Origin of the sequence: Sphingomonas sp. RIT328 (assembly GCF_000632225.1) — a bacterium.
Classification (GTDB): domain Bacteria; phylum Pseudomonadota; class Alphaproteobacteria; order Sphingomonadales; family Sphingomonadaceae; genus Sphingomonas; species Sphingomonas kyungheensis.
This window is the reverse complement of sequence record NZ_JFYV01000001.1, coordinates 91,496-113,371: the sequence shown is the minus strand read 5'-3', so window position 1 is coordinate 113,371 and position 21,876 is coordinate 91,496. Positions and strand designations below refer to the sequence as shown.

At 66.9% G+C, this 21,876-nt stretch carries 20 protein-coding genes; all 20 read right to left on the bottom strand.

From position 1 onward, the window contains the following. Positions 1-80: 80 nt before the first annotated feature. Positions 81-464 (bottom strand): hypothetical protein, encoded by a 384-nt coding sequence (locus BW41_RS00550; RefSeq protein ID WP_081792815.1) that lies wholly within the window; start codon positions 462-464, stop codon positions 81-83. A gap of 20 nt (positions 465-484) precedes the next feature. Next, positions 485-1,018: a hypothetical protein gene (locus BW41_RS00545; RefSeq protein ID WP_037530270.1), complete on the bottom strand. Its 534-nt coding sequence runs from the start codon at positions 1,016-1,018 to the stop codon at positions 485-487. Between the two features lie 10 nt (positions 1,019-1,028). Then, positions 1,029-1,373, bottom strand: a complete 345-nt coding sequence (locus BW41_RS00540) for a hypothetical protein (protein WP_037530267.1) — start codon at positions 1,371-1,373, stop codon at positions 1,029-1,031. A gap of 53 nt (positions 1,374-1,426) precedes the next feature. Further along, on the bottom strand, positions 1,427-2,413 hold the full coding sequence (locus tag BW41_RS00535; RefSeq protein ID WP_037530264.1) for a hypothetical protein: 987 nt from the start codon (positions 2,411-2,413) through the stop codon (positions 1,427-1,429). Further along, positions 2,413-6,828, bottom strand: coding sequence for a hypothetical protein (locus BW41_RS19875; protein ID WP_051583140.1), 4,416 nt, complete (start codon positions 6,826-6,828; stop codon positions 2,413-2,415). The genes BW41_RS00535 and BW41_RS19875 overlap by 1 nt, the downstream gene beginning before the upstream one ends. Beyond that, on the bottom strand, positions 6,825-11,789 hold the full coding sequence (locus BW41_RS00525; RefSeq protein ID WP_037530261.1) for a hypothetical protein: 4,965 nt from the start codon (positions 11,787-11,789) through the stop codon (positions 6,825-6,827). Before BW41_RS00525 ends, BW41_RS19875 begins: the two co-directional genes overlap by 4 nt. 22 nt (positions 11,790-11,811) lie before the next feature. Then, entirely contained in the window at positions 11,812-12,225 is a 414-nt protein-coding gene (locus BW41_RS00520; protein WP_235199441.1) for a phage tail assembly chaperone, read from the bottom strand. Between the two features lie 17 nt (positions 12,226-12,242). Then, positions 12,243-12,668 carry a hypothetical protein gene (locus tag BW41_RS00515; protein WP_037530257.1) on the bottom strand — a complete coding sequence of 142 codons (426 nt, stop codon included), beginning with the start codon at positions 12,666-12,668 and terminating at the stop codon, positions 12,243-12,245. 107 nt (positions 12,669-12,775) lie between these two features. Beyond that, complete coding sequence (locus BW41_RS00510; RefSeq protein ID WP_037530254.1) at positions 12,776-13,225, bottom strand: hypothetical protein; 450 nt, start codon at positions 13,223-13,225, stop codon at positions 12,776-12,778. Between the two features lie 68 nt (positions 13,226-13,293). After that, positions 13,294-13,497, bottom strand: coding sequence for a hypothetical protein (locus BW41_RS00505; protein ID WP_037530252.1), 204 nt, complete (start codon positions 13,495-13,497; stop codon positions 13,294-13,296). Positions 13,498-13,509: 12 nt separating this feature from the next. Continuing rightward, positions 13,510-13,911: a hypothetical protein gene (locus BW41_RS00500; protein WP_037530250.1), complete on the bottom strand. Its 402-nt coding sequence runs from the start codon at positions 13,909-13,911 to the stop codon at positions 13,510-13,512. After that, on the bottom strand, positions 13,908-14,447 hold the full coding sequence (locus tag BW41_RS00495; RefSeq protein WP_051583139.1) for an HK97 gp10 family phage protein: 540 nt from the start codon (positions 14,445-14,447) through the stop codon (positions 13,908-13,910). Before BW41_RS00495 ends, BW41_RS00500 begins: the two co-directional genes overlap by 4 nt. Next, positions 14,447-14,797, bottom strand: coding sequence for a head-tail adaptor protein (locus BW41_RS00490; RefSeq protein WP_037530249.1), 351 nt, complete (start codon positions 14,795-14,797; stop codon positions 14,447-14,449). Before BW41_RS00490 ends, BW41_RS00495 begins: the two co-directional genes overlap by 1 nt. Continuing rightward, positions 14,797-15,357, bottom strand: coding sequence for a head-tail connector protein (locus BW41_RS00485; protein WP_161773105.1), 561 nt, complete (start codon positions 15,355-15,357; stop codon positions 14,797-14,799). The genes BW41_RS00490 and BW41_RS00485 overlap by 1 nt, the downstream gene beginning before the upstream one ends. A 23-nt stretch (positions 15,358-15,380) precedes the next feature. Beyond that, positions 15,381-16,058, bottom strand: a complete 678-nt coding sequence (locus BW41_RS00480; RefSeq protein WP_037530246.1) for a hypothetical protein — start codon at positions 16,056-16,058, stop codon at positions 15,381-15,383. 11 nt (positions 16,059-16,069) lie between these two features. Then, positions 16,070-16,519, bottom strand: coding sequence for a hypothetical protein (locus BW41_RS00475; RefSeq protein WP_037530244.1), 450 nt, complete (start codon positions 16,517-16,519; stop codon positions 16,070-16,072). Between the two features lie 77 nt (positions 16,520-16,596). After that, a complete protein-coding gene (locus tag BW41_RS00470) occupies positions 16,597-17,913 on the bottom strand; it encodes a phage major capsid protein (protein WP_037530798.1) in 1,317 nt (438 codons plus the stop codon). Between the two features lie 89 nt (positions 17,914-18,002). Continuing rightward, complete coding sequence (locus BW41_RS00465) at positions 18,003-18,869, bottom strand: S49 family peptidase (protein WP_037530242.1); 867 nt, start codon at positions 18,867-18,869, stop codon at positions 18,003-18,005. 2 nt (positions 18,870-18,871) lie between these two features. Continuing rightward, complete coding sequence (locus BW41_RS00460; RefSeq protein ID WP_037530241.1) at positions 18,872-20,140, bottom strand: phage portal protein; 1,269 nt, start codon at positions 20,138-20,140, stop codon at positions 18,872-18,874. Further along, on the bottom strand, positions 20,140-21,876 hold the full coding sequence (locus BW41_RS00455) for a terminase large subunit (protein WP_037530238.1): 1,737 nt from the start codon (positions 21,874-21,876) through the stop codon (positions 20,140-20,142). Before BW41_RS00455 ends, BW41_RS00460 begins: the two co-directional genes overlap by 1 nt.

The window sequence follows — 21,876 nt, the reverse complement described above, 5'->3', positions numbered from 1 at the left end:
CGCAGATGAGCGGTGCCGTCGGAGCGAGACGGCCGGCACCTCGCTTGTCGTCCTCCCCGTGCGAGGCGAGGTGCCGAACCTTAAGGGGTCGGCTTTTCCTCGCCCCCCGGCAGCTTCGATTGCACGAAGTTGAGCGCGATGGTGATGAGGCCGACGCCTAGAGCGCCGATGCCGGTGCCGTAGATCAGCGCGAGTGCCGGGTCGGGGCGCAGGCGGATGACTGCCGTCGCGGTGGTCATTAGCGTCAGCGCGGACACCGGCAGATCGATGTTCCAACGATGGTCCGCGCGCTCCTTCTGAGCAACGTAGAGCCGCACGGCGATGCAGGCGCAGATCGCGGCGATCATGCTGCCAGCCTCGAACGGATAGCCGAAGAAATACCAGATCGACGGCCCGGCCGGGCTGAGCACCGCGCTCTTGTCAGCCGCCAGCGCTGCCGCGGCGACGGGAAGTAATGCCCCCATCAAAGCCCCCGTTTTCCAGATCATCGCGTCGACACCACACCAATCGCCGCGATCAGGCTGAGGAGGGCAATGCCGGCCGGTCGGCGCAGCATGGGCAGCGAGGCCCATAGCTGGATCGGCAGCGGCCGACGGCGCAGCTGCGGCACCATGCCGCGCGAGGTGAGATAGAGGATGCCGAGGCCGAGAATGCCGAAGCACATGGCCGGAATGTCGAGGAAGCGCTGGAACGTCAGACACCAGCCGGTCCCTGCCGGATCGCGCGGGTTCCAGTTCCACAACACGAGCGCCGTGCCCCCGCGTGTCATGCCGATGCCAAGCGCGAAGCATAGACCGGCGTAGCGCCAGATGCTGACCGGATGGCTCGGCCGATCCCGCCCCCAGTTGCGGACGATCCCCCGCACCGCGTCGACGGCGAACATGATCGCGACGACGCAGGCGAAGGTCGCCGCTGCGAGGTTGAGCACGACGAGCCAGCCATGGCCATCGAAGCTCGGCGGGGCGGCCGTCATCGGCCCTTTCGCGACCGCCTGTGCCGCGAAGCTGCTGTTGGCCATGATGCCTCCGTTAATCGCTGGACGTGGCAGGCGCGTCAGCCGGCGCAGTCGGCTCCGGCTCGGCGACGCTGAGCTGCTCGACAAACTGCGCGACCTGAAGGCCGCTGAAGCCCATGACGGTGACGATGTTGCCGAGCATGTCTGCAATCGTCGGGTCGCTGGCGGCGAGCAGCGGGCGGGCAGCGTTCGCCGCGTCGACGAACGGCTGAACGGTCGCCTTCGTAAAGACATCCCCGAGCGCGCCGACCGCGGCGAGCTTCGCCTTGCGAGCATCCTCGCGCGTCGCCCATTCCGACGACGCCTTGCGGTAGGTGAGATCGTCGAGCTTCTTCTGATCAGCTTCGGTGAAAGCCATCGTCTTGTTCCTTTGCTGGTGATGGAGGAGCGCCGATCCGCGGCGCGGGTGACTCAGAACTGGTCGAAGCCCGTCACGTCGATGACGTGCACGCGGCCGGGTGCGTTGATGGTCGGAGAAGCACCACCGCCAGGTGTGGTCGAGTAGACCGTCCCCTTGGCGTACATCTTGTTGTCCTGGGTGTAGACGGCGACCATCTTCGTCGTCGTCTGGCCGTTACCCTGGCCGTTGCCGCTACTGTCGAAGTGAAAGCCGGGGTCGCTGATAATAGCAGCGTACTTCCGGCCAGACGGGATCGTGGCGATCTCCATTACTTGATCGCCACCATTATTCCCGTTCGAGAAGCCACCGCCCGAATAGACGATGTTGGCCGTGACGATCTGGAGCGAGGGGATCGAGGTGTCGCCCGCTAGCTGCCCGTTGATCCACCAGCGGCAGCCAGCGATGCGAGAGAAGTTAGACGCCGTGCGGCACTCCGCGAAGGCGTACCAATTCACAACGCCGCCACCACCGCCGACGAGCTTGATGTTGCTGCCACCCGACACCGCCGTGATACTCAGGATGCCGATTACGACAGTGCCTGCGATGGCGATCAGGGGCGGCTTGCCGGGATCATGCGGTACGAAGAACGGGGCTTCGCCGGATGCACCACTCGCGGTCCCTTTGGCGATCATGTGCCAGCCGAACAGGCTCTCATCGATCGCGCGCTTGCCATTCTTCATGATCTGGAAGCCACGGCGCTGATTGCCCGCGATCGGGCCATCCGTACCACCGCCAGCGACGCCGTAGATCAGCGTGCCACCACCACCACTGCCGTCCCACGAGATCGTGTTGCCCGAGGTCGTTACTTGGCTTCGCCTGGCACCAGCAGCGCCGTACCAGAACCAAATGATCGGACGCCCGATGATCGTGTTGTCAGTGAATGATCCCGCCGAGTTGCTGGGCACACTGATCCGCCCGATCAGCCCCATGAAGTCCATGACGCTAGTGTCGAGGTAGATCGTGCCGTTCGCCAGTCGCTGTTGGACGCCAAGGCCCATCAGTAGATACCGCACTGGAAGACGAGATTGCCATTGGCGTCGTAGGTTTTGACCCCCAATCCGTTGACCACCGTCACCGCTCCGCCCTGGTTGCCGGTAAAGGCGACGTCCCCCACCAGATCGATGCCGGCGCCGTTATTGCTGTCCGATCGGATAGTGACTGCCGCCCGGCCGCCGGGGGAGGTTGCGGAAAACTCTAGCCGCGCCGCGGCAGACTTGGTTCGCAGATCGGCGACGGCGGACTCGGTGACGCCGGTCCTCGCCGACAAATTTCCCGCCGTTGCTTCGGTATTGCTGATCCGCTGCGCCAAGGCGCCGTACTGGTTAGACAGCGTTTGGTTGATCGACTCGATGCGTGCAGCGGTGGTCGGAAGATTGACCTCTGTGCTTGTGGCGGGGCGGATCGACCACTTCGCCCAGATCGTGCGCAGAAAACCGGGATAGGCTTGACCGGTGAAACCGGACCAACCCGCCATTGCATACATCTGGGTATCGTTGGTATCCGCTCCGTTCCAAACCAAGAAACTCCATTGACGGCGATTATTCGCGCCGCCTCCGGTAGCTCCCGCGGTGTCGGCAATTGAAGCGAAGTGGAAGTTGTAGGCGTACCCATTGTTGAAATTGATGTGGACGCCGGACGTATCCCAAATGCCATCTTCGCCCGACACGTCGACTTCGATGATGTAGTTGCCTTTCGGCATCGCGCCCAAGGGGTAACGAACACCAGCGTTCGTACCCTGTCGGTCAATCTGGAGCTGCCGCTTTCCAGTGTACGGGTTGGCCGCGGGGAACCTGCCGGTGCCCCCGAACGGGCCGATATAACCTGCGCCGTCGCTCGCCCAAGGGGCGTAGTTGCCGGACGGGACGTTGTTGTCACCATCCGTGCGGGTCCACGCTGGGTCAGCGAAAAACGGATTACGGTTGAGCGAGCTAGCACCAAACGACGACGCCAAGGTCGCCGAGGTCTGAGCACTGGATGCAGACGCGGTGGCGCTTGCCGCAGAGCTGGCGGCAGCACTAGCCGAGCCCTGCGCAGCGCCGTTGGCCGCTTGGGCGTCAATACGGCTTTGGTTTGCAGCTACCGCGCTTGCGCCTGCCCCGTCCTGCGAGGTTTTAGCCGCAGACGCACTGGTAACGGCAGCACTAGCGGACCCTGCGGCTTTGGAACTCTCCGTGATGTCTGTGACCTCAAAGTATGAGATCAGACCGGCGCTGCCGTTGCCCGGTGTAGTGAGCTGGAACCACGGGTTAATAGCAATAATCCCATCCGGGATTGTGTAGTTGTAGTCGATCCACGTCCAGCTTTTACGTGCGCCTAGATACTGGATTGGGTAGCCGCGATTGCCCGTATCCGCTTCAATGAATAGACCCGCGCCGAAGCTGCCGTCGGTTTCCGCCGTGCTGATAAGCGCGCGAATACGGACAGTGCGTCCGCCCCACTGCTTCTTGATACCGTTACCCGAAGACGGATAGTAAACGCAGGTGTCTAGGCCATAGGTGCGGGCGAAGTACAAGCTGCCGTCTTTGCCATACGTAGCATTGCCATCGCCCCAATATTCCCACCCGTCTTTTCTACCGTCTTCAAACGACGGCTTACGGACGAGATTACCCGAGGCGAGCACGCCTGCTTGGGTCGCAGTTTGGGCACTCAGCGTAGCCGAAGAAGCTGCGGCATTCTCCGACCCCTTGGCATTTGAAGCGCTGGTGACCGCTGTATCACGAGCCGCGTTAGCTCCGCCAAGAGCAGTCTGAGCGTCGAGCTTCGACTGATTGGCAGCCGACGCGGCAGTGTCGGCTCCGGTCTTCGACGCAGCCGCGCTGGACGCACTGGTGTTCGACGCATTAGCCGAGGCCGCGGCGGCCTGATCCGACGTGGCATCGGTCATTTCGAAAGCCGCGACACTTACCACACCCGTGTTGGCGGGGTAGCCGGGGTAGCACACCGGCGCGATCCACCTAGCCGTGCCATCCGCAGGCGCATCTATTATGACCTCATACCACGCATAGGCCGTAGTAAGAGTGATGGTGGCGTCGCTATAGTAATTACCTGCCTGCGCGCCGCTTTGGTCTTGGTTCGGAAAACCAAGCACCCGCACAAGCATGCTGTAGGAGGCTCGGTCAGCTTTAGCTCTAACCCTCAGCCGCCACTTCTTACCTGCTACATTAGGGATGGTCCCGCGACGTTGAAGACCGCCGTACGAGCCAGCCGTGTTGGAGATAACGTAAGCACCGGCTTCTGCCGAGTACGTCCGCGTCAACTGATGATCCCAATACAGCTTGTCGTCTTCGAACGTCGAAGGGAACGTCTTTTGAGCCGCCGCCTGTGCAGCGTCGCGCGCCGTAGCGGTGAGGGCCTGATTGGTCGCAGCGCTGGTCGCAGACCCGGCGGCCGTGCTCGCACTGGTGCTCGCCTGCCCCGCGCTGGTCGAGGCTTCCCCCGCCCTCGTGGCTGCCGTTGTGGCGCTGCCGGCGGCCGAAGTGGCTGACTGGCCCGCCGCATCCGCCTTGCTGCTCGCGGTCGACGCGCTCGTCGACGCAGCAGTTGCAGCGGCCTGCGCGTCCGTCTTCGCCTGCGTGGCGACGCCGGCGCTCGTGCCGGCCGATGTCGCCGACCCGGCGGCATCGTTCTTCGCGGTAACGGCGCTCTGCGCCGACGTGCTCGCCTCGCCGGCCTTCGTCGACGCGGTGGTGGCGCTGGCGCTGGCGCTGCTCGCCGACTGGCCCGCCGCGTCCGCCTGCTGCGTTGCGATCGTCGCCTGCCCGGTCGCGGTCTGCGCATAGCCACTCGCGTCGGTCGCACGCTGTGCCGCTGTCGACGCCGCAGCTTCCGCGTTCGTCTGCGCCGTCTTAGCCGCGTCGCGCGCTGCGCCTGACAGCGTCGAAGCGGCGCTCGCCGCATCCCGCGCCGCCTGCGACTGATCGCGGGCAGTTTGAGAAGCATCGCGCGCAGCGTTCGCCGCATTGACCTGCTCTGACAGGTCCGTCTGCCCCTCGCTAACCGCCTCGATCAGGCCATCGATGTCGGTGCGCGCCTTGTCGATCGTCTCGATCACGGTGCCCGAGGGACGGCCTCCCACAGCCGCAGTGTCCTTGGACGTATTTTCGCTGGTCTTGTCGGCGTTGTTCGCCGGCTTGGTGCCGGTCGGGTCGGCGATGTCCGGCCATTCGACCAGCGTGCCGAGCGGCTCAATCTTGCCCGCCGTGCTCAGCCCCTCAATCGACAGCGACAGCTTGCTGACCGCCTTGCCGATCTCGATCGAGAAGTCCTTGAAGAAGCCGTAGATCGTCAGGCTGTCAGTGCCAACGCGGCCGATCCAGAGCACCGGCTGTGCGCGAACCGCGGCGATCCGGCTCGCGACGGCGTCGACGGCGTCGGTGCGGATCAGCGAGTTCGCCGTCATCCGCTTCGCCCAAGCGCGCTCGACCACGGTCACCTCGCCGAAGTCGTCAACCACCTTGCGGCTAAAGTCGGTGATGCCGGCGGTCGGCGCCGCCTCGGTCAGCCCAAGCGCCACCCGATGGCCGACCAGCAGCGTGCCGGCCGAGACGGTGCCGTTGCCGGCGATCGTGACGGTGACCCGCCCGGCCTTGTTCGGCAGATCGAGCAGGCTGATCGAGCCGCCGGCGATCGGCACGGTGCGATCGTAGTCTGTCGCCTGTACCCGCACCGTCGCGCCGACGACGTCGAGCACGGCGACCGCGTCGATCGCGCCGACGTCGACCGCCACCGCGATTGAGCCGTTCGCCGTCGTGACGGAGCCGAGCGCCTGGTCGAACATCGCCCAGCGATTCGTCGGGCCGACGTCGAGCCACTTGCCCGACGCGGCGGCAGGATCATCACCGGCAGGCACCGCGGCGAGGCTTTCATAGATCCGATGCGTCGCCGCCTTGATCACGCGGACGCCGGACGGATAGGCCTTGTTCGCCGCCCATTCCGGCGCGTCCGCCTCGGCAACGTTGCTCGCGACGAGCTGCGCACCGGTGACGGCGATCGGCCGCAACAGCTGCAACGTCGACCGCAGCGCCTCGGGTGCCGGGTCACCGCCGGCATCAGCAACGACGTCCGTCCCCGCCAGCCCTTCGACGCTGAGGGTGCAGAAGCTGAGCGACGACGTCGCGACGTCGATCGAGAACTCCTTGTAGAAGCCCCGGATGCTTAGGCTGGCGAAGCGATCGTCCGCCACCCACTGCGCCGGCGTCGCGCGCAGGCCGGCGAGCGTGCGCTGCAACTCGTCAACCCGGTCGAACGGCACGGCGACCTGCACCGACATGGTGCGCGAGAAGCCGCGCTCGACGACGGTGGTGACGCCGAAATCGTCCGTCACCCGCCGGCTGTAGTCGGTGATGCCGATCGTCGGCGTCGCCTTGGTCGCGCCGAGGTCGATCACCTGACCGCTGTCGAGGACCGCCTTCACTTGCCGGCCGCCACGGCGATGGCCTGCCCGCTGCTCGCGGCGGTGACGTCGTCGAGACGGCGCGCCGTGCGCCCGGTGTTGCTCGCGATCGACGCCAGCCCATCGTTCATGTCGCTGCGCAGTGCGGCCAGCTCGGCCGCCAGCGAAGCCGCATCGGTTGCGGCATCGTCGTTGGCAGCCACCGGCGCCGACGCCGCCTGCGCTGCGCCCGCCGCGGCGATGACGTCGGTGACGGATGCCCCGTTGCCCGACGAGCCTGAAGCCTTTGCCAGCGCACCAACCACGCCATAGGTCGCTTCGAGGCTTGCCGCCGTCTGCGCCTGGATGCGCGCCAGCTCCTGCCGACTGGTCGCCTGATCGGCCGCCGCGGTGAGCAGCGCCTGACTGAGCGCGGGCAGGCTCTTTGCCGCATCCTGATCGCCGGCACGTGCCGACGCGGTCGCGGCGTTGAACTGACTCATCAGCGTCACGAAGCTGCCGCCGTTGGCGGTGTCGGTGAGGCCGCGGATGCGCTTTACCTCATCCATGATGCTGTCGCCGACCGACGTCCACGCATCCCGCAGCGCCTCGGCCGCCTTGGCGGCCTCCTGCGCGTCCTGAAGCGCCCACACCTGCTGCTGCAATGCTCGATTGCTCGCATCGAGCTTGGCGAGGTCGAGCGCGCGGATCGCCGCGGTATCGCCGTTGAGTTCGAGCAGCTGGCGCTCCAGGTCGGCGCGCTCGGCCGCGATGTCGGCTGCGCTCTTCGCTCCCTCCATCGCCGATTGCAGATCGGCGAAGGCCGGCGCGAGCTTAAGCAGCGTCGCATAGGTCGCCTGACCCGCGGCGGTGTTGAGGTTCTGCGCGTCGACCAGCGCGCGGAAGGCTGCCAGCGACGAGGGCATGGCAACGCCGAGGCTGTCGAACACGCGGGCGAACTCGGCGGTCTTGGCGGCGGCCTGCTCTTCCTTGGTGTAGAAGGCTTCGAAGTAGGAGCTGGCGGCGCTGGTCAGATCGCTGACGCTGTCGAACTGGTCGGCGAGGCCGAGCTTGGCATCGATGCCGAGCCCGCGCGCGGCGCCGCCCAGCTGGTCGAGCGAATTGCCGACCGCCTCGATCGTCGAAGCGACGCGGATGAGGGTTTCGAACGCACCCTCGCCGACCTTCTGGAGCCGCTCGATGCCGGGGATGGCGGTGCTCGCCATGCGATCGGCAGCCGCACCGAACACGGCCGAGAGCTTCTCCTGAATTTGCTCGCCGGTCAGGCCCTTCAGGTCGATCTTGCCGATGCTGACGACGAAGCTGTTGAGCCGCGCCTGCACCTCGCTGGTGGCGACGCCGAGCGGCGCGGCCGACGCGGCGATGGCATCGTTGAACTGGCGCAGGATCAGCGTGAACTGGTTTTCGAGCCCCGCATCCGCGCCGCTGTACTTGGTCGAGTAGGAGGTCCCGGTCTTGATCCCAAGGAACTTCTTCTGCTTCTCGATGTCGGAATAGTAGGAGGCATCGAAGCCGCCGGACAGCACGCTGCCGAGCGACTGGTCCTTGCCGTAGAGGCCGCTGCCGACCACCGTCGTCTTGGAGCCGAACAGCGAGCTGACGAGACCGCCGACCGCACCGATGATGCTGCCGACAACCGGGATTTTGCTGAACAGGCCACCGCCTGTGACGATGCCGGACAGGAGCTTGCCGGTGGTGTCCGAGGCGAAGCCTTCCTTGACGCCGGCCGATGCGTTGACGTCGCCCGCACGCACCACCAGCGTTGCGACGCTGCCGATCTGGCTGTCGATCGACTTAAGCGAGGCGGCCATCTGGCGGGCATAGGTGTTGGTCAACGTGTCCACTTCCTTCAGCGCGTCCATCGACCGCTTGAGGCTTTCCGATTGTGCCGAGGCATCGCCGAGCACCGTGCCGCTGCCGTCGTTCGCCTTGGGAAGCGTATGGCCGCTGCCGCCGAAGGCACCGGCAATCGAGACGCCGATCGACGCCAAGGCGGCGACGGTCGCGGCGCCTGCGGCGAGGTTAAGGGGAAACGGCAGGCTCTTGATCGCGTTGACCACCGCCTCGGTCGCGCCGGCGGCCGTGCGCGCCACGCTGTTCGCGATCTTGGAGCTGGTTTCGATCGCATCCTGCGCGATGGCGCGGACCGACATGACGAGCTGGACGGTGCGGAACGCCTTCTCGGCAGTGCCGAGCGCCTGATAGCCCGCCGAGCCTTCCTTGAAGAAGCCCTTCGCTGCCGCCGCCATGTCGCCGAATGCGCCGATCTGCATCGACGAGGAGCGCAGCGAGTAGAGGCGGTTCTCGCGATCGATACGCGCCTGATCCTTGCCGGCAGCGTGCAGCGCAGCCTTGTGGGCCTCCTGCAAGCGCGCCTGATCGGCGTAGTAGCCGGTCATGATCGTCAGCGTGTCGCCGATCGCGCGGCCGGCGGTGCCGAACGCATCCGCCATGCCCTGCGCGGCGCGCTGCGCCGTCTGATCGATGGTGTCGAACAGCTCCGACGTCGCCGACAGCGAGGCGTTGTAGCTGTCCTGCGCCTGCCGGTTGATCTCGGCGCCCTTGGCGATCTGGCCTTGCTTGTCGACGTAGTCGTTGGCGTAGGTCGTGCCCAGCTCATAGCCCTTGGCTTGAAGGGTCTGCTGCGCCTGAAGACGTGCGATGGCCTCGGCACGGGCCTCGTCGGTCGCGCCGACCAGCCGCAGCTCCTCGCGCTGCATGGCGAGCTGGCGATCGGCCTGCTGATCGGCGCCGGCGTAGAACGCGCCGATCTCGGCCGCCTTGGCATCGCGGCGGGCGCTCTGCTGCGCGTTGAGCGCCGCGGTCGCCTTCTCCACCTCGACCGTCAGGCCGCGCTGCTGCGCCGCCTCGATCGCGGCGAGCAGCGGTAGATCGGCGATGCGGTCGCGGACCAGCTCATTGGCGCGCTCAGCCGGCACCAGGCCGGCCGCGATCATGGCGTTCACCTCGGTCTGGATGCGCGCTTCCTCGCGCGTCGCCGCGGCCGACTTCGACGCATCGGACACCCGCTGCGCGATCGAGAGGCGGATTTCGCGGTCGACCATCGCCTCGATGTCGCCGCGCTTCTTGATCGCGGCGCTCTCCGCCTTCACCCGCGCCTCGGCGATCAGCGCAGCCGCGCCCGAAAGATCATAAGCCTTGGCCAGCTCGTAAAGGTTGCGAATTTGCGCCTCGACGGCCTGCGCCTCACGGGCGAGCTGCTCGGCATGGTGGTCGGTCTTCGGCCGGGGCACGTTGTTGAACCCGATCGTCTTGGCGTTCCGCTCGCGGGCATTCTCGATCGACGTCTTCTTCACGCGCGCGCCGAGCTTGCCGAGATAATCGTCCGCGGCCCGGTATGCCTTGCCGAAGGTACGGTCGATCAACGTCGGATCGCCCATGAAGAGGTTCACCAGCCCCTTGCGGCTGCTGATCTCGCCGAGGTACGCCTTCATGCCGGCGACGCCTGCGTACATGCCGGCGAGCGCCTTGCGGCCATACGACGTGATGTCATCGAGGACGCTCTTCACGTCCTTGCCCATCGCCTTCATGTCGCCGACGAACACCTTGGCGATGTCCTTGCCGACCTCGGAGAACAGTGCCGACGACACGTCGCCCCATTCGATGGTCGCATCCTTCAGCTTGAACAGCTCTTGCTTGGTCGCGTCGGCCCCGCCCGTGATGTCACCGAGGTTGCGCGTCAGCTGGTCGCTCGTGACGCCTTGGTTCACCCAACGGGTGAACAGCGCGAAGCCGGCACCCGCCGCGGCGAGACCGACGAGCAGCGGTGCGAAGCGGAGGGCGAGGCCGGCCACTTCCTTGCCGAACCCGCGCAGGCCGCCTTCGGCCATCTGCGCGACCTGGACGATCTGGAAACCTTGCTGGATGAACACCGTCATCGGCTTCTGCCCGGTGAGCAGGCCCTGCGTGATGTCGGGGAGCTGGAGCGCGATCGTCTGCAACGCAAAGCCGCTCCGGCGGGCCGATCCTGCCATGACGTCATGCTGCTTGGCGCTGACATTAGCGCGGTCGGCGAGCATGCTTTCCGCCCGCGCCATATCCTCGGCCGACAGGCCCGCCGCGGTCATGACGCGCCGAGCCTCAACGATCTCGCGGTTGAGGCGCTCCTGCGCCGCGGCAGCCGGATCGAGCATGGCCCGCAGCCGCGCGAGCGTGGCGGCATCCCGCTCGGCCGCCGCATCGGCTTCCCGCATCGCGACAAGACCGCGGCGAGCCGCCGCCTCGAACTGATCGTGTGCGAAGGCGGCCGAGCGCAGCTCCTGCTCATAGGCGGCGAGCGACGCGGCCTTGGCGGCGGCCTCCTCCTCTTTCAGCGCCTTGACGCCGGCACGCGCCCGCGCTTCGAACATGTCGTGCGCCTGCGCCGCCTCGCGTAGCTCCTGCGCCTGCCTCGCGATGGCGTTGGCCTTCAGGGCGGCCTCTTCTTCCTTCATCGCCAGCACGCCGCGGCGAGCCGCCGCTTCGAACAGGTCATGCGCGTGCGCCGCCTCGCGCATCGCCTGCGCCTCGGCTTCCGCCGCCTGTGCGGTTTTCGCCTCGGCAGCGACGAGCAACGAAAGCTCGGACCGCAGACGCACGGCTAGATCGGTGTTGCGCGTGCGCTCGGCGGCCAGCGCCGCCTCCTCGACGCGCATCGCGCGCACCTCGGTACGGCTCTTGCCATAGGTCGCGTTCTGCCGCTCCAGCTGGCGGACCAGCGATTCGCCAGCACGCTCGGCCTTGGCCGCTTCCAGTGAGGCGGAACGCAGCTCGCGGGTAGCGGTCGCGCCGAGCGCCTTGAACTCGGCCGACGCGGCGCTGAGATCGAGCCCACTGGCGACCGATGCCTGGATACGCTGGAAGTCGCGCACGGCATTGGCGCTGGTGGTGCCGATCAGATCGTCGAGCGACTTCAGCCCGCCGAAGCTGTCGCCGAAGTTGATGACGAAATCGACGCCGAGATCGGGAGAGCCCGTATCCATGCTCACACCCTCCCTTTCTCAATCAGCCAAGGACCGCCTCCAGGCGGGCCTGCTCGGTTTCGACAGCGCGGCGATCCGGGCCTGAGTGCCACGGCGCCGGATGATTCTCGCTTTCGGCGAGGCGGCTTTCGGTGAGGTACGCCTTTGACAGCGTGCGGATCAGGCGCGCTTCCCATGGCGCGAGGCGAACGCACGTCCCCTCTTGCCATGCGACGATCTCGCGCCAGCTGAGCGGCGCGGCACCCATTCCGGCGGCCTCGGTGATACCCATCTCGATCAGACGATCGACGATGTGCGGCGCGGGGTTCGGCGGCATCTGCGGCGTGATCTTGTGCCGCTTCATGTCTTCCAGTCGCGTGAGCTTGGTCTGAGCTGCCTCGCTCTTGCCCCGCGCGCTATTCGGGTCCGGCTTCGGCACGGCGTTGAGCCATGCCATGTGCCGGACGTAGAGGCTCAGCTGGTCGCCGAGCCGCCCGTGAACTTTCCCCAGTCGCCCAGGAACTTGACCACCTGTTCCTTGATCCAGCCGAGCGCCGGATCAGAATAGACGGCGACGTAGAGCGCGCGGCCGGTCAGCGGCTGGCCATCGGCACCATCATGCTCGATGTTGCGGAAGCCCGCCGTCAGATCGGCGAGGTCTTCGCTCGACTCGGTGCGGCGCTGCTCGACGGGGACGTGCGCGACCTTGTTGTCGTTGTCCTGCATGCGCTTGATCGTGCGCGCGGACTGGCGCTCCTCGATCCGCGCATATTCGGCCGAGCCGGGGCTGTAGAGGTCGATGCCGACGGCAGCCTTGTCATCCTCGTACAGGAAAGAGCCGTCCGGCCCCTTCAAGTGCAGGAAGGCGGTGGTGGCGACGGCGAGCGTCTTGATCTTCATGGGTATATCCTCGCGGGGGATGGTCGCACCGACCCGCCCCGCACCCGCGATAGCGGGGCGAGCCGGTACGTTATGGACGGCGTCGCGGGCGCCGGAACTGGTGAAGGTTAGGCGGCGGGCGCCTTCAGCACGTCGGTGCTGATCTCGATCGACGGGTTGGCCATCAGCATCGAGTTGGCCGCGCCGATGTTCTCGGGGTAGCCGAACACGCGGCCGCCAAAGAAGCGGCGGGCGCCGTTCGGGAAGGTGATGCGGAACCAGTAGAGCTTGCTGGTCTTGTCGTCAGCCGCGGTGCGCAGCAGCGTCTGGCCGGCGTCGTCGTCGTCGTGCGCGAGCTGCGGCTGGATTGCGCCGGAGTTGTTCGGCCCCTTGTACTTCTGCAACGGGCCGTCGAGCGGCTGGAAGTTCACCACTTCCGTGGTCGCGCCGAACGCGCCGAGCTGCTCGACCTGCCCGATCGAGGTGTAGGCGAGCGCCGACGCGCCGGCGACGTCCTGCGTCGCCGGGCTGCCGGCGGAGATGGCGAGCTTGGACCCCGCCGCGGTCATCGAAGTCATAGTCTGTTCCTTGGGTCAGCGAGCCGGCGGGGCCGGCGGGTCAGTCCTGTCGCGGGCAGGAAAGCGGGTTACGCGTCGGCGCCAGGCGCATCGCCGGTCGGCTGCTGCGCGTCGCTGGCGCTACCGACCAGCCCGGCCGCCTCGTAGTTGGCGAGCGTGCCGTCATCGACGTCAACCGGCTCGCCGGCCTTGAAGCTTTTGCCGGTGCCAGCGTCCTTGAAGAACCGGGTGGCGAGATTGTTCTTCGTGGCGGCGGTGGTCTTTGCGGCCATAGGGTCGTCTCCTCAGAAAGGCGCGTCGAAGGACACGCGGAAATCCTGCGTTTGCTCGTAGCTGTCGGCTGGGCCGGCCACGTCGGGGCCGGCGCCGGCCGACAGGACGGCGACGCTGTCGAAGCCAGCGATGGTGCCGATCTTGCCGGCGCACGCGGCGAGCATCAGCTTCATGATGTCGCGCTGCTCGCGGTAGCTGGCGGCACGGACCGTCGCCGAAACGCGATCGGTGGTCGGCACGGTATCGCCGCGGGTCAGCGCCTGCCGCTCGGTCGAGCTGACCGTCCGCAGCAGGATCGCCGGCAGCGTCACGCCATCGGGTAGCCGCCCCGCCCTGATGTTCTCGACCGGCACGCGCGCGGTGAGGGTGGCCGCAGCGCGCATCAGCTCGCCGACGATCGAAACGCCGCTCATTCTTGATCCTCGTCGGTGTCGGGCTCAGGGCGGACGCTACCGCCGCTGATCCGCGAATTGAGATAGGTCTGCGCCGCAGCGACAGCCTCGCTCGCCTTCGCGTCGCGCGCCGGCCGCAGGAACGGGAACGGCTGCGCGCCGGGGTGGTAGACGGTCGAGCCGACCGGCTTGCCGTTGATGACGAGCGTTGCCTTGAAGGCTGCATCGCCATTGCGGTTGATCCGCCGAGCGGTCCGGCCCTGCCGCACCTGATCATCGACGGTGATGAAATGCGGCGAGGTGCCGTATTCCATCCAGATCGCTATCGAGCGGGCATAGCCAGGCTTCACCGTGACGGTGACGCGGGCATGGTCTGCCTCGATCCGGCTGTTCGCGACGATGTTCTCGCTGACGAAGTCGGAGCGGCACCGTAGCTTGGCCTCCTCGGCGATCACCGCGCCCCCGGCGCGCGCCGAGCCGCGCAGCACCTTGGCGAGGTCGGCTGGCAGATCGCGAAGGTAGCGCGACACCTCGGCGCGGCCTCGCACGCCGGACATCAGGCGGCGTTGCCGGCCGACGAGTAATCCTCGACCATGAACTCGAGCCCGTCCTTCCAGCCGATCTCGGCCGGGCCGGCGATGATCTGCATGACGCGCTCGCCCATCACAAAGCGCATCGCGGCGGTCACGTCCTTGCGGAAGCGCATGCGCACGCGCGCCGGCCGCGCCGAGACGTTAATCCCTTCTGCAAGGCGTTCGCCGCGGCTCGGCAGCGCATCCTGGACGCTCGCCCAGACTTCCGCGACCAGCTCCCACGTGCCGGAGCCGGCCCCTTCCAGCGCTGTATCGGCGACAGGCCGTTCGATCCGGATGCGTCGATCGAGCGAGCCGGCGGCAAGCCCGGCCATCAGGCCATCACCGGGGTGCGGATGTCGCCGATCAGCATCTCGACGCCGAACGGCATGCTCGCGAGCGCTGCGGCGGTGTTCTCCTCGCGGTTGCGGTAGAAGTGGCCGGCGAGCAGCAGCGCGGCGGTCTGTAACGCCGGCTCCTCGGCACCGAGGTCGAGATAGCCGGCCTGATAGTCGATCGTTACCGTCAGGTCGCCGAAGGCCGCGAACATCGATATGCCCGACGTCGTGCGCAGATCGATACCGTCGAAGAAATAGCTCGCCGCGGGCCACACCTGCGGTGCCACGCCCAACCGGCTGTAAGTAATGGCATCGATCGACGCCGGCCCCATTGGCAGACCGATCGCACGCTCGTGCGGCGTCAGATCGGTGTAGGTCGCTCGCCAGCTGCGCCGCGTCAGCGAGATGCCGACGCGCTTTTCGAGCCAGTCGAGCGCCCCCGTGCGCGCCGAGGCGACGATCAGGTCTTCGCCTTCCGGGTCCTTCAGATGCTGCATCAGCAGCTTCATCGGCAGCGCAGCTTCCGCGTCGAGCGGGGCGACAGCTTTCAATGTCATGGCCATGCCGCCCCGCCCTTCGCTTACTTGGCCGTGGTCTTCGGCTTGGTGGCCGCGGCGAGCTGCTTTTCGAGTTCGCCGATGCGAGCAGTGCCCGCATCGGCCGAATGACGCAGCTCGTCATAGTCATTGACCGCCTTCTCGGCGCGCGCCTCAGCCGAGGTCCGCGCCGCGACCGCTTCGTCACGATCACGTACCGCAGCGTCGCGATCGGCCTGAGCGGTGGCGAGATCAGCGAGGGCCGCCTCGCGCGCGCCCTGCGCCGCGGTGAGGTTGCCGGTCAGCTCCTCGATCTGCGCCGTGGTCGAGGTCCGATGATCGTCGAGCTGCTCGATCGATGCGGCGAGATCGGTACGCAGCTGCGCGACCTCGACCGGATCGAGCGACGTGCTGTCCGGCTGGCCCGAAAAGACCACGTCGTTGCCGGGGCCGGTGCTCGCCCGCTGCGGCGCATCGACGCCGATCACCTCGCCCGCACGTCCACCGCCGAAGCGGCGATCGGTGGTGACGATGACGGCCACCGTCTGGCGCTCGATCGGCTGATAGTCCTCGCCGAGCAGCTTGCCGTCGACGAGGTAGCCGGCGACGCCCAGGCGGACGAAGTACAGCTCGCTCTCCGCCGAGCGCTCGACCTGCTGACCGTCCTTGAATACCTCGGGCGGCAGCGACTTGGTGGTATAGTCCTGAAGGAACTCGATCATTTCCAGCCTCCTCAGCTGACCGTCTGGGCGACGGTGTTGATCTGGTTGGCGGCACCCGCGCCGTAGCGCGCGTCGAAGCCGACCAGCATGGCGGACAGGAACGAGGCGGCACCGCCGACCGTCACGGACAGCCGGACGAACCGGAAGCCGTTGTTCTTGTCGAGGTCCTCCTGCCGGACGTTGATCGCGGCCTGACGGTTGTCGCCGCCCGCCTTCACGATCTGCGCCGTGGCGAGGTTGCCGACCGGCTTCGCGCCGGCGCCGGCATTGCTCGTGGCCTGCTCGATCTTGACGTCGATCGTGCCGGCCGCACCGATCACGCCGACGTTCAAGGCGGCGAGCAGCGCGAAGAAGCTGCGCATGTCCACCCAGTCGGAGGTGACGGTCCCCACGTTCGCCTGCTGCGCCGGAATGACGCCGGCGATGGCGGTACGCGAGGAGGGGTCCAGGTTGCCCTGCATGTTGAAGTCTCCTGTGCTACCGGACGGTCAGCCCGCCCGGTCCCGCGCGATCAGGCGCGGGTCCGGTTCGTGAAGGATCAGGCGCGCTCGGCGAGCGCGACGAAGTGCGACTTGCTGCTGCCGCCATTCGCGGGCTGCACCGGCTTTGAGAGCACCGGCTGACCGCCAATGCGGAACACCCACCGGAAGGCGCGGATGTTGTAATCGAAGTAGAGGTGGATCGAGTCGGCGAAGCTGACCCCGTTCTGCTTGCGGAACGCCTCGTAGCCGTTCGGATTGACGAACTGAATGTCGCCATACTGGCCGACCGAGCGCGAATGCTCGTTGAACACGACGGGGCGGCCGAGCAGCGTGCCGCCGGGCGCTTCCTGATAGTTCGGGAACCACACCGGCTGATTGGCATCGTTCTTGAGGCCCATCAGCGACGGCATGACGTCGCTGTTGACCAGCCAGCTCGCCTGACTGGGCATGATCATCCGCGCCCACATGCGCGCGATGTTCGATGCGCTGATCGACATCGCCGCCTGACCGGCGTCCTTCGCCACGGCGATCGTCGCCGGCGAGTTCATCCAGCCGAGCGGCTTCTCGATGCCGTCGCCGTACATGAAGGCGTCGGCCGCCTTCCAGCGGATAGCCGAAGCGGCATGGCTGGTGAGCAGCGTGGCGACGCGCGGTGCGTCCTCCAGCAGCTCCTCGGTGGCGAGCACGAAGGCGTACAGCTCGTTGAGCTTGGTTTCGCGCGGGGTGAGCGCCATGCGGCTCGGGAGCATCTGCTCGCCTTCCGAACGCCACGCGGCGACGATACCGCTGTTGCCCCACGGCGTGGTCTCGTCGCCGAGGCCGACGACGCGGTTGGACGCGGTCGGATCGGGGTCGATCAGATCCATGATCGGATCGTTGCCGTCGTCGAACACCAGGTTGATGATGTTCTGCCGGAACTCGGCGGGGACGAGATAGCTGCCCGCCGCGTCGCCCTGCTCCATGTGGACGTTGCCGGGGGCGGCGAGACGATCGTCGACGCGGAAGTTCTGGCCGGCTGCCGGATTGGCGCAGCGGACCGCCTGGGCGAATTCGGCGAGGTTGCGGAAGCCGGCGTTCTCGGCCGTCGCCACGAAGGTAATTCCCGAACGGCTGCCGGTTTGCTCGCGCTGGCCATCCTGCTGCTGACCGGGCTGATCGCTGGTGCCGGTGAGGCCGATCGCCGACGAGGACGCCATCAGCTCCTCAGCGCGCGAAATCTGCTTTTGCAGCCGATCGGCCGACGCCTTGTCCTTGGCCTCTTCGGCCTCCTCCTCGGCGGTCATATCGCGATTTTCGTCGATCGCCTTCTGGAGCCGCTCCTGACGCCGCTGAGCGGTCGCACGCGCCTCCGCCTTCAGAACCGCAAGGTTCATCGTGGTTTCCTTCTTCATCGTGAATGGGCGTGCGCCCGCATCAGGCGGACCCGAATGGTCCGCCCGTCATCCCCTCGCGGGGAGGATCGTCAGATGGCCTGCGCCATCGCCTCCGCCTGCCGTCGCATCAGCGACAGTCGGGCGCGGCTCGAATTGTATTGCGCGACGACGTCGCGCAGCGTCGACACGCCGTCGATCGCGCCGTTCGCGAGTGCGCGGCGGGACGAGAAGGTCTTGCCGGTGCCATGCACCGCGGCGACATCGCCGGCCTTCATGCCACGCCCGCGCGCGATGGCCGCGGCAAAGGCGGCGTTCGACTCGTCGACCCCGGCTTGGATGTCGGCGCGGTCCTCGTCGCTCAGCGCCCCGTAGGGATGCGCAGCGATCTTGTCGGGGTGCGAGGCGATCAGCGTCGTCACCATGCCGATCTTGCTTTCGAAGCCCGACATGTCGGTATGCCCCGACCGGACGCCGACCGAACCGACCTCCCCGCTGGTGGTGCAGTAGAAGGCGCTCGCCTGTGTGGCCAACCAGTAGGCCGCCGAGAAGCAATAGGGGTCGGCGACCGCGATGACGGGCTTTGCCGAGCGCGCTTCGAAGATGGCGTCGCCGGCCTCGGCGCATCCCCAGACGTAGCCACCGGGCGAGCGGATCGCGAGCACGATGGCACCAATCTTGTTGTCGGCAGCGGCCTCGCGCACCTGGTCGGCGAGCACGTTGTAATAGGTCGTGCCGTAGAGCCCCTGCGGCGCGAGCGTGCCCCGCACCGGGATGATCTGCGTCGATCCGTCACGGATCGGGTCGGCGGGCTTTGCCGCCTGCTGACCGCCCATCGCCGATGCCAGCTGCCGCAACGAGTCCGGCAGCATCGCGTCGATCGACCCGCTCTTCAGCATGCTTTCGAGGAAGGCCGGGTGCATCGCCCACAGGGCGGAGGCGGCAAGAAACCTGTCCATCGTCACTGCACCTTGTCTTGCGGGGCGGTTTCGCCGCCCGTGGCCGTATCCGCGGCCCGGTTGCTGTTGAGCGCCGCACGCGGATCGGCTGACCAATCCTCGCCGAGCGGCGCGAGGCCGAACCAGCCGGTGCGCAGCTCGTCGACGCTCATCACCGACGCGGTGCGTGCGAGCACGGCGTTCTTCCACTGCGTCGCCGCATCGCCGCGCAGCATGCTGTCGAGGTTGAACTTGGCGCGCACGCCCTGCACCCGCAGGTCGGGCGGCAGCATGCGCACGGTGATGGCCTGCTCGATCCGCCGCGTCAGCGGGCGCAGCGCCCAGTTGACGAAGGATCGGGTGTCCTGCTCATTGTTGCCCGCGTTCCCGCCTTCGTCCGAGATCATCGAGCGCGGGATGCGCCAGTAGCGCGCCAGCTCCAGCGTGCGCTGCTGAAACAGCTCGACGAGCTGCGCATCGGTGTTGCTGCTGCCGACCGCCTTGTAGGTCAGCCCCTGCTCGAACACCGGCGTTCCGCCCCGCTGCCACTTGCGCACGCCATCGGCGATGCGGGCAGCTGCCGGATCGGTCAGCTTCTGGTCGGTGGTCACGATCCCCGACGGGCGGCGATCGTTACGGAAGAAGGCGCGCGAGCCGACCTCCAGTGCAAGCTGGAAGTCAATCGCGCCTTTGGCTTGCCGCCACGGCACCAGCGGACGAAGCGAGCCGTCCGATATGCCGGTGAACCAGAACAGCTCCTGCGGTAGCAGCGTGCGCGGCCCGTTCTCCGACAGGTAGCGCACCCGCATGCTCCGCTCACCCCATTCCGAGATGGTCCGCAGCGGATTGAGCGGCCACACCTCCAGCCCGTCGACACCGACGGTCGGCTCGGCGAACGCCTCGCCCCGCAGGACGGCGGTGAACGCCATGGCCGCCCAGAACTCGGCACCGGTCTGGAGGTGGTTCGGCTCATAGGCGAGCACGTTCGCGAGCGGGAAATCGTCTCGCGGGCCGTTCGCGTCCTTGAACTCCAGCCCCAGGCTGCCGACCGCCTCGGCGATGATCGAGACGCAGAAGAACACGGCCGCGACGCGCGCTGCCCTCTCGGCAGTGTTTGCCTCCATCGGCATTGCCGCCATCAACGACGTCCAGACGTCGTCATCGCCAAAGAAGCGGCCATCGGTTACGTTGGTCGGCGCCGGACGCCCGGCGACGGGTGCCACGGCCATCGGACCGTAAGCGGAATCAAACCGGCCACCTGCGGCGCGGCGATAGTCGTCGGGGCTCGCCATCAGATTACCAACATGCCCCTTTCTTCGTAGACGAAGCCGCCGGCGGCTTCCGGGTTGTAGCTCATCAGCATCACCGCGTTGAACATCGCGGCGAGCGGGTCGATCTTGGCGCTGGCCGAAGTCTTGACGATCGCGACGGCGCTGGTGCCTCGCGGCTCCATCTTCGCGTTGCCGACACACCACTGCATCAGCGCCTTGCCTTCATGGCGCATCGTGCGGGCAGCGAGCTTGCGGGCCGAGCCCTTGACCGCGCTGCTGAGCTTGTAGCCCTGCCCGATCGGCGCGAGCTGCTCCTGCGTGAAGCCCTTGTCGGCCAGCTCGTCGATGATCGAGGCGACGCCGACCGGGTCAAGCCCCACCGCCTGCGTATCCGGGAACAGCCCGGCATCGCGGATGCGAACCAGCACCTCGACGACGCCGCGGACATCCTCGGTCAAATCCTCGTCGTCATCCGCGGTCAGGTCGACCGCGGCATGATCGGGCATCAGGCACTTGGTCAGCGACCCTTCCTTCACCAGCTCGTCGAGCTTGGTGACGATGTCCTTCCGCCGATCCCAAACGATCGACCACGCCCAGGCATGCGCCCAGACCAGCCACCGCTTCGATCCTTTCTCGCGGCCGATCAGGCACAGGCCGAGGAGATCGTCCAAGCCACCGCCGTCGATGCCGGCGACCATCACCTCGCAGCGGCGGATCATCGCGTCGAGCGTCAGGCCCGGCTCTGCCGCGGCATCCCAGAACTCGGCACCCGTCCACCGGTCGCGGCTCAGCCGCGTGCCGATCTCGACGTTGAGGTGCTTGGCGAGGAATATCTGGAGCGTACCCGCTTCGCCGTTGCGAGCCTCGGCGAGCTTCTCCTCGATATACTCCTCGTCGACCGATCGGCCGATGTTGGGGTTGGTCACGTAGAAGTTGGCGGGTTCGAGGTACGCCTCGTCCTCCAGCATCTTCTCCGGCCACTCGTACAGCATGCCGAGCTTGCGCTTGTCGGCGATGACGCCATCGCGCACGCCGCGGAATTGATCGAGCTTGGCCTTGAACACGCCACGCGGCTGCTCGTCGCTATGCGTCGAGAGGTAGACAACGAACCCTTCGGGTCGCGACATCCGCCCGCCTGTCGCCTCCATCAGCATGGCATCGGCGGTCGGTTGCTTGCCGAACACCCAAAGCTCTTCGACCAAGATGAAAGCGGCCTTTTTGCCGCTGACCACGCCTGTATCGGCCGAGATCACCTTCAGCTCGGCCTGGTTGACCCGGTGCTTGATCTTCTTCTGGTGATCGATCGGCTCCAGGATGACGAGAAGCTCCGGATCAGCGCGTACCATCGCGGCAGCCGGGATGAAGACGTTGTCGGCAACCTCCTTCGTCGGCGCGAGCACGAGCAGCTCGGCCGAGTGCCGCCAGTTGAGGACCAGAGCCGTGACCATGATGCCAGCGGCGATCGTCGACTTCGCGTTCTTCTTACTGATCAGAAGCATGAACTCCCAAATCAGCCGGCGGCCGGTTTCGTGGTCGTAGGCTCCGAAGATCGCAGCGACGAAGTCGAAGACGAACGGCTCGCACGCCTCGCCGAACGTCGGCTGCCCGGGCACGTCGACGATCCGCAGCGACTTGAACACGGCCAGCGCCGCCTCCGCTTCGTCGGGGAACAGCGGGTCCATGGCGATCAGCGAACGGCGCTGGACGATCCGCTCGCGCCAGTCGGGGCAAGCCGTCGACCAGGTCCGCTCCGTCAC